9 protein-coding genes are annotated in these 12,671 nt (G+C 73.8%); 1 reads left to right on the forward strand and 8 read right to left on the reverse strand.

Annotation, left to right across the window (positions count from 1 at the left end; translation table 11 throughout):
• Window positions 1-22: 22 nt before the first annotated feature.
• From ACZ4YY_RS00105 to ACZ4YY_RS00115, 3 genes are all read right to left on the reverse strand, one after another.
• Complete coding sequence (locus ACZ4YY_RS00105) at window positions 23-229, reverse strand: hypothetical protein (protein ID WP_468281741.1); 207 nt, start codon at window positions 227-229, stop codon at window positions 23-25.
• 201 nt (window positions 230-430) lie between these two features.
• Entirely contained in the window at window positions 431-547 is a 117-nt protein-coding gene (locus ACZ4YY_RS00110; RefSeq protein WP_468281743.1) for an SGM_5486 family transporter-associated protein, read from the reverse strand.
• A gap of 43 nt (window positions 548-590) precedes the next feature.
• Entirely contained in the window at window positions 591-2,144 is a 1,554-nt protein-coding gene (locus ACZ4YY_RS00115; protein WP_468281745.1) for an MFS transporter, read from the reverse strand.
• A gap of 53 nt (window positions 2,145-2,197) precedes the next feature.
• Here ACZ4YY_RS00115 and ACZ4YY_RS00120 point away from each other — a divergent pair, with 53 nt between their 5' ends.
• Window positions 2,198-2,887, forward strand: a complete 690-nt coding sequence (locus ACZ4YY_RS00120; RefSeq protein WP_468281747.1) for a FadR/GntR family transcriptional regulator — start codon at window positions 2,198-2,200, stop codon at window positions 2,885-2,887.
• Here the strand turns inward: ACZ4YY_RS00120 and ACZ4YY_RS00125 are convergent.
• The 5 genes from ACZ4YY_RS00125 to ACZ4YY_RS00145 form a co-directional block, all read right to left on the reverse strand.
• Window positions 2,868-3,218, reverse strand: coding sequence for a hypothetical protein (locus ACZ4YY_RS00125; RefSeq protein ID WP_468281749.1), 351 nt, complete (start codon window positions 3,216-3,218; stop codon window positions 2,868-2,870). The genes ACZ4YY_RS00120 and ACZ4YY_RS00125 overlap by 20 nt on opposite strands.
• Before the next feature lie 162 nt (window positions 3,219-3,380).
• A complete protein-coding gene (fabI, locus tag ACZ4YY_RS00130) occupies window positions 3,381-4,148 on the reverse strand; it encodes an enoyl-ACP reductase FabI (protein ID WP_468281751.1) in 768 nt (255 codons plus the stop codon).
• Window positions 4,149-4,153: 5 nt separating this feature from the next.
• Window positions 4,154-4,858: a 3-oxoacyl-[acyl-carrier-protein] reductase gene (gene fabG / locus ACZ4YY_RS00135; protein WP_468281753.1), complete on the reverse strand. Its 705-nt coding sequence runs from the start codon at window positions 4,856-4,858 to the stop codon at window positions 4,154-4,156.
• Window positions 4,859-4,999: 141 nt separating this feature from the next.
• Entirely contained in the window at window positions 5,000-6,547 is a 1,548-nt protein-coding gene (locus ACZ4YY_RS00140; protein WP_468281755.1) for a hypothetical protein, read from the reverse strand.
• The gene (locus ACZ4YY_RS00145; RefSeq protein ID WP_468281757.1) at window positions 6,544-12,408 is read right to left on the reverse strand and encodes an ATP-binding protein; all 5,865 of its coding nucleotides are present in this window, start codon (window positions 12,406-12,408) and stop codon (window positions 6,544-6,546) included. Before ACZ4YY_RS00145 ends, ACZ4YY_RS00140 begins: the two co-directional genes overlap by 4 nt.
• Window positions 12,409-12,671: the final 263 nt, after the last annotated feature.

Consider the following 12,671-nt stretch of genomic DNA (forward strand, 5'->3'; position numbering starts at 1 on the left):
GCCCGGGGCGTGATCGACACGGCTAGCGCGCGAAGAGTTCCCGCACGCGCTCGACGAGCTGGGTGATCACCTGGTCGCCTGCCGCCGCGTGGGCGTCGGCGGGGTTCAGTATCAGCAGGAACAGGCTGACGAAGGCCAGCGTCGGCAGGGCGAGGGCCCACCAGGGCAGCCGGGTGCCGGTGCCGCCCGGGGCGGCCGAGTGGGGCCGGGTGTGGGTGTGGGCCGACATGGGTGCCTCCGCTGGCGTCGAGGTGTCCGTGGTCCCGCTCCGCGGTCCGTGTCCGCGGGTCTGCGGCCACATCTCGAAGGTACGGATCCGACGGCCCTCGCCCCATCCGGTGATCCACCCACTTGACCCTGACCCTCACCCCCTAGGGGACAGGGGGGTTAACCCCACCCTCCCCCGGCGGGACGGGCCGGCGGGCGGGCGTCAGGGTGAGGCGATCGTCGCGACGATCGCGATGATCACGAAGATGAGGAGGAACGCGCCGAAGACGAGCAGCATCTTCTTCTGGCCGTTCTGGGGGTTCGGGTCGAGCACGGGCATACGGCCAGTCTCGCACCCCGCGCCCCCGGCGCTCGCTCCGGGGTCAGCGGACGGCCTCGTCCTCCACGGTGCGGTCGCGGCCGGCCAGGACGCCGACGACCATCTGCGGAACCATCAGCGCCGCCATCAGTGCGAGGGGCGGTCCCCAGCCGCCGCTGTGCTGGTAGAGCACGCCAACGAGGAGCGGGCCCGGGATCGAGATCAGGTAGCCGGTGCTCTGCGCGAAGGCCGACAGCTGGGCCACGCCCACGCCGGTCCTGGCCCGCATGCCGACCATCGTGAGGGCGAGCGGGAAGGCGCAGTTCGAGACGCCGAGCAACACAGCCCAGGCCCAGGCGCCGTCGGCGGGCGCGAGGTAGAGACCGGCGTAGCCGAGGAGTCCGCAGACGCCGAGGGCGATCACGATGGGGCCCTGGTGCGGCAGCCGGGTCGCCACGCGCGGGATGACGAAGGCAAGCGGCACGCCCATCACCATGGTGACGGCGAGGAGCAGCCCGGCCGTGCTCGCGGCGACGCCCGCGTCCCGGAAGATCTGCGCCATCCAGCCCATGGTGATGTAGGCGGCGGTGGCCTGGAGCCCGAAGAACACGGCGAGCGCCCAGGCGGTACGGCTGCGGGTGATGCGCAGCCGCGGGGCGTCCTCGCCGCCGAGCGTCACGCGCGCGTGACGCTCCGGTCCGGGCCCCCCGCGCGCGTGACGCTCGGGTGCGGGCCCCCCGCGCGCCTCACGGTGAGACGTGGACTCCCCCTGGGTGTGACGCTCGGGGCCGGACTCCCCGCACGCGTCACGGTGAGACGACGACCCCGCGCGCGCCTCACGCGGGGGTCCGGGCTCCCCGCGCGCGTCACGGTGCATGGCGGGCTCCGCGCCTGCGGAGTGCTCGGGGGCGGACGCTCCGCGTGCGGGCGCCCGCCCGGCCGACGCCGCACCCGGCTTCCGCTCGCTCTCCCGTTCCCGTTCCCGGACGAACGGGAGCCACGGCAGGACGGCCGCGGCGGCGAGCGCGGCCCACACGGCGAGCCCGGACCGCCAGCTGCCGCCCAGCGTGTCCGTCAGGGGCACGGTCACCGCGGCGGCGGCCGAGGTGCCGAGGGCGAGGGCCATCGAGTACAGGCCGGTCATGGATCCGACCCGGTCGGGGAACCAGCGCTTCACGATGACCGGCATCAGGACGTTGCTGACGGCGATGCCCATGAGGGCGAGGGCGCTGGCGGCGAGGAAGGTCACGGTGTCGCCGGCGAAGGGCCGGACCGCCAGCCCCGAGGCGATCGCCGCCATGCCCGCGCAGACCACCGCGCCCGCACCGAACCGGCGGGCCAGGCGGGGGGCCATGACGCCGAAGACGGCGAAGCAGAGCGGGGGCACGGAGGTCAGGAGCCCGGCGACGCCGCCGCTCATGCCGAGGCCGTCGCGGACCTCCTCCAGAAGGGCGCCGAGGCTGGTGATCGCGGGACGCAGGTTGAGGGCCGCGAGGACGATGGCGGCCGTGAGCAGCCGCCGGGTCCACGTGCGCGTGGACGCCGTTCGGGGGTGGTCGACGGAGCTGCGTACGGAGGTGGACATCCTCGTCCCGGTTTCCTGGTATCCCTGCGCCATGACCCCATCATAGAATCATCGGACGAATGCTCCTTCCAGTCCCTAGGACGGTCATGCCGCTCAACCACCCCCTCAGGTCGGCGCTGTCCGAGCAGGTCATCGCCGCTCTGCGCACCCAGATCACCTCGGGCGAGTGGCCGGTGGGCTCGCGCATCCCGACCGAGCCCGAGCTGGTCGAGCAGTTGGGCGTCGCCCGCAACACGGTCCGTGAGGCCGTGCGCGCCCTCGCTCACAACGGCCTGCTGGACATCCGGCAGGGCTCGGGGACGTACGTCGTCGCCACCAGTGAGCTGGCGGGCGTGATGCAGCGCCGCTTCGCCGACGCCGACCCCCGGCACATCGCCGAGCTGCGGGCCGCCCTGGAGTCGTCCGCTGCGAAGCTGGCGGCCCAGCGGCGCACCGAGAAGGACCTCAAGCAGTTGGACGCCCTGCTGCTGCGCCGCGAGGAGGCGTGGGAGTCGGGCGACGCGGAGGTGTTCGTGACGGCGGACGCCACCTTCCACCTGGCCGTGGTGGCCGCCTCCCACAACGACGCGATGACCGCGATGTACGCGGACCTGGGCGAGGTGCTGCGGGACTGGCTGCGCGCGGACGTCGGCGAGGAGCTGACGCCCGGGACGCACATGGACCACACGCGGTTGGTGGACGCGATCCGGGCCGGGGACGCGGAGGCCGCCGCCGAGGAGGCAGCGAGCTACCCCTTCCTGTGCCGGCCCGGCCGGTTCACGCCCGCTGGTGACTGACCCAGGCCGCGCCGACCTCCTTCCAGCACCGGCCGGTCAGCCGCACGGTCACGGCGGGGCCCACGTCGGCGGGGGCGCCGTCGGTGTCCAGGTCCCACCAGCGGGCGCACTCGATGTGCAGGCGGACCCGGTCGACGGTGGCATAGGGGTTGTGGCAGTGGGCGACGACCTGGGAGCCGCGGACGCTGGTGCGGCACTCCGCGCCGAACGGCTCCGAGGTCGCGGTGGGTTCCGGTGCCTCCACGCGCGCGTGCGACAACGCTTCGTACGGCACGGACACGACGAGACAGACGGCGACGGTCACTGGGGCGAGGCTGCGGGACAGGCGCACAAGGGGAACCTCCTCGGCCGAGCTGGGGAGGGGGAGCGCGTGCTGGACGCGTATCTCATCGTCGCTGGTGGCGGGCGCTCCACGCCTGGCCGGATGGGCCGAACGGGTGACGCCCCGCTCCCCGCGCGGCGCGGGGACGGGGCGTCGGGAAGGCTCGGCGGATCAGGCGCCGACGGCGTGCAGGCCGCCGTCCACGTGGATGATCTCGCCGGTGGTCTTCGGGAACCAGTCGCTCAGCAGGGCGACGACGCCCTTGCCGGCCGGCTCCGGGTCCTTGAGGTCCCACTCCAGGGGGGCGCGGGTGTCCCACACGGAGGCGAGCTCCGCGAAGCCCGGGATGGACTTGGCGGCCATGGAGCCGATCGGGCCGGCCGAGACGAGGTTGCAGCGGATGTTCTGCTTGCCCAGGTCGCGCGCCATGTAGCGGCTGGTGGCCTCCAGGGCGGCCTTGGCCGGGCCCATCCAGTCGTACTGCGGCCAGGCGTACTGCGCGTCGAAGGTGAGGCCGACGACCGAGCCGCCGTTCTGCATCAGCGGCAGGCACGCCATGGTCAGCGACTTCAGGGAGTACGCCGAGACGTGCATGGCCGTGGCGACCGACTCGAACGGCGTGTTGAGGAAGTTGCCGCCGAGCGCGTCCTGCGGCGCGAAGCCGATGGAGTGGACGACGCCGTCGAGGCCGCCGAGCTCCTCGCCGACGGTGTCCGCGAGCCGCCCGAGGTGCTCGTCGTTCGTCACGTCGAGCTCGATGACCTTGGTGGGCTTGGGCAGCTTCCGGGCGATGCGCTCGGTCAGCGTGGGCCGCGGGAACGCGGTCAGGATGATCTCGGCACCCTGCTCCTGGGCCAGCTTGGCGGTGTGGAACGCGATGGAGGACTCCATCAGCACACCGGTGATCAGGACGCGCTTGCCCTCGAGAATTCCGCTCATGGTGATCAGTGACCCATTCCCAGTCCGCCGTCAACGGGAATGACGGCTCCAGTGATGTACGAGGCGTCGTCCGAGGCGAGGAACCGCACCGTCGCGGCGACCTCCTCCGGCTGCGCGTACCGTCCGAGCGGCACCTGGGCCACGATGCCCGCGCGCTGCTCGTCGGTGAGGGCCTTGGTCATGTCGGTGTCGACGAAACCGGGCGCGACGACGTTGAAGGTGATGTTGCGCGAGCCCAGCTCACGGGCGAGGGAGCGCGCGAAGCCGACGAGGGCGGCCTTGGAGGCGGCGTAGTTGGCCTGCCCGGCCGAGCCGAGGAGCCCCACGACCGAGGAGATCAGCACGACGCGGCCCTTCTTGGCGCGCAGCATGCCGCGGTTGGCGCGCTTGACGACGCGGAAGGTGCCGGTGAGGTTGGTGTCGACGACCGAGGTGAAGTCCTCCTCGGACATGCGCATCAGGAGCTGGTCCTTGGTGACGCCGGCGTTGGCGATCAGCACCTCGACCGGGCCGTGCGCTTCCTCGACCTCCTTGTAGGCCTGCTCCACCTGCTCGGGGTCGGTGATGTCGCACTTGACAGCGAGGAAGCCGGCCGGCGGCTCGCCCGAGCGGTACGTGATCGCGACCTTGTCGCCGGCGTCGGCGAACGCGCGGGCGATGGCGAGGCCGATGCCCCGGTTTCCTCCGGTGACGAGAACCGAGCGGCTCAACGGATCACCCTTTCGATAGGGGTCTGACACACCCGCCCGGGCCCGTGGACGGCAGGCGGCTTCCCTCGAAACCTATCGGTCCGCTTGCGCCTGAGGACATTCGGGCACCGACAGTGGGGCACCGGCGCCACTGTGGGGTCCCTACAGTTTCGCCCATCGCCGGTGCGCGAGTGTCAGCTCCCCGCACAGGGCTTCGAGGGTGGAATCCCGCAGCGCACCTCGGTGGGAGAGGATGTTCCTGGCCTTGACGAGCTCCCTCAGCAGGCGCAGTTCCTCGTCGGGCAGCGCCAGTCCGCCGCTGTGGTGCGCGCCGAGCAGCGCGCCGACCTCCAGCTGTGCGAACGCCGGTTCCGGCCGGGTGCGGCAGTCGGCGGGCGGGCGCGTGGCGTGGGTCTCGACGAGATCGGCGAGCGGGCGGGTCGCGTAGCGCGCCCCGAGCCGGGCGAGCTGGGCGCGGGCGTCCTCGATCCAGGGGAACACGGCCCGCTGCTGGGCCTGGCCCACCAGCGGGTCGAGCTCGGACGGGGCGTCCGCGGCGGCGTACCAGACTGCCGGGTGCCGGCGCAGCCTGCCCTCCCAGGACTGCACCAGCCCCCGGGCCCAGGCCGGCCGCAGCCGTGACCCCGGGCGGCGGCGCGTGCCGGCGTCGAGGGCCGCGTCGGGGCACAGGCCGGCGGCCGTGATCAGGGTGCCGTCCAGACAGGAGCGCAGGGCCGGCCCGAGCCCGCCGATCCTGCCGTCCCAGCCGGTGGCCAGCCGCTCGGCGAGGGCCAGGTCGAAGGCCGCGAGCTCGGTGACGATCTCGTCGCGGACGGCGGCCAGGACGCGCTGGGTGACGGTGCCGCCGGGGCCGCGCTCCCGGACGGAGGCCACCACGGTCGCGGTGTCCAGGCGCCCGACCGTGCCCCACCACCAGTGCACGGAGGTGGTGGCGATGTCCCGGTCGAGTTCGTCGGTGAGTGTCTCCGGCACGTCCCGCAGCCGGGCCACGACCAGCAGCCGGGGACGGGCCTGCGGGGGCAGACCCGCGTCCTTGACCGCGGCGGCCAGGGAGTGGAAGAGCCGCGCCACGGCGCCGCCCCGGACGGCGCCGCCGCGGGGGCCGGGCACGGCCGGCCGGGGATCGTCGGGCTCCGTCCAGGCGCGCAGTCCGACCACGGGCCGCCAGCGCTGCCCCGGGTCGGTGAGCCGCGCGACGACCTCGCCCGGCCCCACGGCCAGCTCCTTGCCCAGCCGCTCCAGCAGTTCGGGGGCGGCCTGCTCGCGCACCGCGGGGCGCACGGGGCGCGCGGCGCGGACGTCGGACCATCCGAGGTCGAAGTCGTCGTCGAAGTCGAGGGCGGGCAGGTCGCCCCAGTCCTCGTCGGCCGCGTGGGCCGGCTCGGCGTCCTGGTCCCCCGGTGCCGCCCGGCCCTCGCGGTCCCGCCCCGGTGCCTCGGCGGGTCCGCCCGGTTCGGGGCCGCGCTGCGCGGGCACCGTCAGGACGGTCGGCGGGGCCACGTCCAGCCGGTCGGGCGTGGTGGTGAGCGCGGCCCGGTACAACTGCTCCGCGTGCCCCGTCTCCACCAGTTGGTCGGGCAGCAGCCACAGGCAGTTCAGGCCCGCCGCCAGGCGGGCGGCGATCTCGTCGACCTGCGCTCCGACGCCCGGCAGGTCGACGAGCGCCCGGCCGGGCCGGTACGCCGTCACGCGCTCTCCGTGGCGCGTGCGCGCACCGCCCGGAAGGTGACCGGGTCGAGTGCCATGCCCCCGTCGGTCTCGTCGACGACGTTGAGTTCGTCCAGGTGGGCCAGCCAGTCCCGGGTCTCGTCGGAGCCGAGGCCGGTGGCCGCCTCCACGTCGTCGACCGGCACGCCCTGGCCCTCCTCGACGTACTCCGTCCACAGGCTGAGCAGGGCGAGGTCGCGCTCGCTCAGACCGGACTTCTTGAGGTGGGCGTCGACGTTCGCCGGTTTGGCGGTGACGGTGCGGATGTGGTCGAGGGCGTCGTCGAGGGTCGCCCCGCGCAGGGAGACGTCGGCGACCGCGGCCTCCGTCCACTGCGGCCAGCCCGAGGTGGCGTCGGTGAGCCGGCGGCGGTCCTCACGGTCGACGAACGGGCACTCGGGCCAGGCGCGCAGCGAGTCGGCGGTCCAGCGGCGCGGCGGGAGGGTCCGCACCCGCAGCCGCCTGCCCTCGTCGCCGGCGCGCAGGGCGGCGACGGCGCCGGCGTCGGCCACCACGACGACCGAGCGGGTCTGCTTGTTCTTGCGTCCCTCGTTCTGCGGGACGTGCTTGTCGGCGGCCGGACCGGCGTGGTCGACGCACAGCCGCAGCTCCTCGCCGAGGGCGTCGGCCGCGACACCCCTCAGGTCGGCGAGGACGACGTGCGCCGTGCGCGAGCGGGCCGAGGCCGCCGCGGTCAGGAGCGCGCCGAGGTCCTCCCCGCGCTTGACCTTGAGCACCTTCACCCCCCGCCCCTCGGCGAACGCCGAGACGGCCTGGAGCACCAGGTCCGGCTGGTGCAGGGCGGTCGTCGCCACCAGCGAGACGCCCGGCTGGGCGGCCTCGTGCAGCTGGCCCTCGGTCAGCGGGCTGTAGCGGGGGGCGCCGGTGCTGCGGTCGCGGCCGAGGATGCGCCGGGCGGCGCGCGGGTTGTAGTCGTAGGGCAGGCCGAACTCGGTCTCGTGCAGCTCGGTCTCCAGCTCCTCGCGGGTGCCGAGCATGTTGACGACGTTCGGGCTGCGTACGGCGAAGCGCGCGCGGTCGCCCAGGCGGATCAGCAGGCCGAGCCCGACCATCTCGTTGAGGTAGATCTCCGCCTGCTGCACCCCGCACTCCTCGAAGCCCTCGGGCCAGGCGTCCCGGGCGAGGTCGAGCAAATCCTTGGCGCTGTAGTCGCCCTGGTAGCTGTCCTTGAGGCTCTCCAGGGCGATGAGGAGCGCGAGGACCCGGTAGCGGTCCTCCAGGTTGATCGTGAACCGCAGCCGCTCCGCGATGCGGCGGCGCAGCGTCTCGGAGGCCGCGACCTCCTGCACGTCGGCCTCGGAGATGGCGGTGGCACGGCCGGTGACGGCGTAGGGCCGCGAGTGCAGGGTGCGCACCAGCTCGCTGCAGAAGATCTGCACCAGGTTGGCCTGGTAGTTGGTGATGGCGAGGATCCGCCAGACCAGTTCCGGCCGCTCGAAGACGTAGCCGAGGGCCGCCATGGGCTCGGTCACGAGCCGCAGGGCCGCCTGCTGCTTCAGCGGGCCCACGAGGACGTCCGGGCCGCCGTGCGCCGTCGAGACGTTGGACAGGGCACCGAAACGCTGCACCTGGTGCAGACCCGCGAACACGATCTTGAACCGGCGTTCCGAGTGCTCCATGAGCTGCTGGAAGCGCTTGACGTTCGGGAACGTCGACTCGCCTCCCATGCGGAAGGTCCGGCGGGAGTCGGCGGTCAGGAACGCGTCGGCCTCGTCGGCCAGGACGAGCAGCCGGCGCGACTCGTCGGCGTCGAGCCATTCGCCGAGCTTACGCACGATCACGTCGGGGCCCGCCTGCTCCGACACCTTGTTGGCGAAGACGCCCCGGCGCTTGAGTTCCTCCGCGAGCAGGCTCCAGATCTTGTCGGGCGCCTCGGCCTGGCCGATCTCCGCCTTGAGCAGGTCGAGGTAGACGGACACGTAGTTGTCGGAGCGGCGCGGGAAGATCCTGGCCACCCGGCGCAGCAGCGCGGACTTGCCGAGCTGGCGGCCGCCGTAGAGGAAGAGCCCGCCGCGCGGGTCCATGACCTCCCGCATCTCCTCGTCGCGGCCGTAGAAGACCTCCGGCGGGACCAGTCCCGCGACGAACGGCGTGTACGGGTTGTACGCCGCCCAGGGCAGGGTGACGCGCTGGAGGGCGCGGAAGCTGCCGGGGGCGCGGGCGGCCATCCAGCCCACGACGGCCGGGTCGACGACCAGCGCCTGCTGGGCGCCCGCCCGTGACGCCTCGGCGAGGCGGCGGCGTCCCTCGGCGCCCAGCGGGTGCAGGTAGAGCACCACGTTGGCGTCGACGTCGGCGTCCTCCAGGTGGGCGAGCGGGCCGTTCGCCCGCTGCTCCTCCCAGATCAGCTGGACGGTGTAGGAGGTGGCCTGGGAGCCGAGCGCGGCGACGTACCCGGGACGCTCGGCGACCCTGGCGCGCACCTTGAACCGGCGCACGCCCTGGGTGCGGGTCTCCACGACGGGCTGGCCGCTGGGCTCGAGGCCGAGCAGTCGGAGCACCCGCGGGAGGTGTTGCTGCCACTCGCTGTTGCGGCCGTGCCGGGTGCACAGCGCCTTCCAGGAGCGCAGTCCGAGGTCCGCCGCCTCGGTCAGTGCGACGCCGGAGCCGTAGCGGGCCGTCCACCAGTCGGCGTCGACGCCGTCGCCGCCCGGCTGGGGGACGCCCGGGCCGGTGAGGCCGTCGAGGAACACGGCGAGTTCCTCACCGTCGTCCTCGGGCCGTTCGGGCAGTTGCTTGCCGCCGCGCGCGAGGGCCAGGAACTCCTCGGCGGTCACCGTGTCGCCCTCGGTGATGAGCGCGGCGATCCGGTCGTAGTCGGCCGGGTCGAGCGAGGCGTTCGGGGTGAGCCGCAGTTGCTCCAGCTCCTGCCGCTGGCGGCGGGTGGACTTCTGCACGAGCTGCGACAGCTCGCCCCGCAGCGCCTCGAGCCGCTCCACGGCGTACCGGTAGCGGCCGGCCCTCTCGCCGTCGGCGAACTCCTGCAGTCGTCCCGTGAACTCGCGTTCCCTGTCGGGCGCGAGCAGGTTGAGCGTGCGCATCTGGGCGAGCATCCCGGCCGCCTCGGCGTGCCGGCGGCGCACGGTCTCCCGCCAGTTCTCCTGCGCCTGCTGCACCCGCCGCTCGGCTCCCTCGCCCCACTCGGCGTCCGGCTTCCCGTACGCGCCGGGCTCCTGCCGTACGGCGTCCACGAGTGAGCGCGCGAGGTGCAGGTCGCCGCGGGTGAGGTAGCGGCGCAGGGCCTGCTCGGCGTCCGGCGGTGCCATGAGCGCGGCCATGCGGCGGGCGGTGCGCGGGTCCTGGAGGTCGGGCAGGCCGACGCTGTCCCGCGGCAGGTCGGCGAGGGTGAGCAGGCAGTCGGTGGCGGGGTGGGGGCTGCCGTCGTCGCGGCCGGGGCGGTTCTCGGCGGCCGGGTGGCGCACCTTGCCCTCCAGCCAGTGGTGGAGCAGTTCCAGGGCCGCGCCGCCCACACCCGGCGGCGGTGCCACGTCGCGCAGGGCGCGGCGCGCGGCGGCCAGTTCGGGGATGCCCGACTGGGACATCCCGGCGGGCCGCAGCAGGTTGGCGGCGACCGCGTCGGCCTTGGTCAGGACGTCCGCCACGGACCGGCAGGCCGCGTGCAGCTGGCGCAGGGCGCCCGCGGTTATCGGCTCCTTGGCCTGCTTGGGGGTGCGGAAGCGGCTGTCGGTCTGTTCGATCAGCCGGTCGACGTGGTCGGCGCTACGCAACTGCTCGGCGCGGGAGCGGAAGTCGGCGGCGGGCAGCGGACCGCCGTCCACCCACTGGATGACGTCGCGCAGGGCGACGCCGAGCTCTCCGCGCGGGCCGACCAGGTCCTGCAGGACGCGGGTGGCGCGCTGGTACATCGTCTTGCGGCGGGAGAGGCTGTCGAGCAGCTGGTGGGCCTGCGTGCCGAGTTCCTCGCGCAGGTCGTGGTCCTGCTGTGCGTCGTCGGTGTGATGCGCCCCGGGTTCGAAGGACCGTCCGTTGCGCACGGCGGCGACCAGGACGGTGAGCAGTTCCTGCCAGGGCTCGGCCAGTCCGGCCGGCGGCGAGAAGTCACCGACGAGCACGTGCGGCCAGCACGCGGTGAGCCCGGCGCGCAGGGCGGCGACCAGGGCGACGAGGTAGGCGTCCCGGTCCCGGGCCAGCGGCGTCTGGTCGATGTCGTGCGTGATCTGGACGTCCGTGGCCTCCGACTCCGTCGCGCAGTCGAACGCGGCGGCCGCGAACGCCAACGCCCGTGCGCGGACGGCGGGTTCGGCGGACGCCTCGGTCATCCAGTACGCCTCGGCCAGCTTCCCCGTCCGCATGAGGACGGCGACCGGTGACTCCCTGCCCGTCTCCCAGGGCGCCCGCACGTCCCAGTCGGCGTCCGCGACGGAGGCCGGCCAGGGCTCCTGCTCGACGAGGATGGTGTCCGGGGCTTCCGGCCGGGGGGCGGGGACGGCGGCCTGCGCGGCGGCTTCGTCGGCCCCGGCGGTCTTCGTGGCCTCGGCGGCCTCGGCTTCGGCGGCCTCGGCGGTCTTCGTGGCCTCGGCTTCGGCGGCCGCGGAGAACCCGGGCTCACCGGCCGGGCGCGCCGGCTCGTCCGCCGGGGGCTCGGGGTCGGTGTCGCCGGCCTCCTCGGCGGGTTCCGGTTCCTCGGAGGGCGCCTGGGCGGGCTGTGGCTCGGGCGTCGGTGCGGGCTCCGGTGCGGCCGACTCCACGGATCGCGTGGACCCCGTTGCCTTCGTGGGCTCCTCGGCCGGCGCGGCGGCGGGTGCGGTGTCCGGCCCTGCCCCGGCCCCGGCCTCCGGCTTCTCCGACCGCGGCTCCCGCTCCGGCTTCGCCACCGCTTCCGTCTCCGGTAAGGCGGCCGCCCGGACCCCGGCCCCGGGACCGGTCGGCGCGCCGGTTCCCAGCGTCTTCTCCAGCTCGTCGATCTGTGCCCGCACCCGGTTGCGCAGCATGGTGAGCGTCGCGGCCTCGTCCGGGTCCATGGCCGCGTCGATCAGGGCGTCGTAGGACTCGGCGCGCTCGCGCAGCGCGGCGAGCTCCGCGCGGGACTTCTCCAGCCGCGCGCGCTCGGCGGTCAGCCACGCGTAGTCGGACTCGTGCGGCCAGTCGACCCCCTCGTCCGCGCACCGGTCGGCAACGCGGTCGCGCAGGCCGGTCCAGGCCTGCACCGTGTCCGCGAGGCCCCGGGCCCCCGCCGTGGGCCGCCGCCCGGACTCGACCGCGTCGGCCACCGTACGCAACGCGGCCGCCACGTCCCGGCCGGAGTCGCAGAGTTCGGTCAGTCGGGCGTCGAGCGTCGGCTCCCGGTCCGCCGCGCCGAGAAGCTGCCCCGTCGTGCCCGTCGTTGCGTCGTCCCCACCGACCCCGCCGTCCATGTCGCCGTCCGGACCGTGGTGCCCTGCTGCTCTCACGACTCTCCTGAGGATCTCGGCTGGATTCGACGGGGGACGGCGGTCGGCCGCCGTGCGCAGTGCGTCCGCGTGTCCCTGTGCCAGGCGCGCGGTCGGTGTCTTCTGCCGCTCCGGGGAGAGCAGTCCGTACAGCGCGCAGCGGGCGAGTGCGGGGTCGAGGACGCGGAGCATCGTCTCGAGCAGTTCGAGGGTCGGCTCGCCGAGCAGCTCGGCGGGGCATCCGTGCTCCTCGACGAGCGCGTGACACGCCCAGGTCAGGCCGCAGGATCCGGCCAACTGCAGGTGCTGCTGTCTCGCTCTGGTGACCCACACCCGGAAGGTGTTCATCTCACGCCGGGTGACCGTCGTGCGGTTGCGGACGTGGTGGCCGCGTGCGCAGGACTGGTGGCGGAGACACTGATGCGCTGTCAATAAGCTTCGTATGTCGTGCTCGTCGAGCGACGAGAGCCAGGTACGAAAATCACTCCCCCACCCCTGCATGGCGTCATCATGCCACTTCGCGTTCACCCCGCGGCACATACCGGAGGTACTGCCCGGACCGTCGAACGGCCTGCCACGACCCGTCGTTCGAAAAACCTGTGGACACGCCGGTCCCGGTGCTGACGTGCTTGACTGCGGCCTGTCCGCTCGCGGAGAACCGTCGAAGAGAACCGAAGTGAACCCATTCGATAGGG

It is taken from the genome of Streptomyces sp. NPDC030143, assembly GCF_055573695.1.

Coding starts and splice junctions, on each gene's coding strand:
- ACZ4YY_RS00105 (WP_468281741.1), bottom strand. CDS start 229: ATGTCGGCCCACACCCACACCCGGCCCCACTCGGCCGCCCCGGGCGGC.
- ACZ4YY_RS00110 (WP_468281743.1), bottom strand. CDS start 547: ATGCCCGTGCTCGACCCGAACCCCCAGAACGGCCAGAAGAAGATGCTG.
- ACZ4YY_RS00115 (WP_468281745.1), bottom strand. CDS start 2,144: ATGGCGCAGGGATACCAGGAAACCGGGACGAGGATGTCCACCTCCGTA.
- ACZ4YY_RS00120 (WP_468281747.1), top strand. CDS start 2,198: ATGCCGCTCAACCACCCCCTCAGGTCGGCGCTGTCCGAGCAGGTCATC.
- fabI (WP_468281751.1), bottom strand. CDS start 4,148: ATGAGCGGAATTCTCGAGGGCAAGCGCGTCCTGATCACCGGTGTGCTG.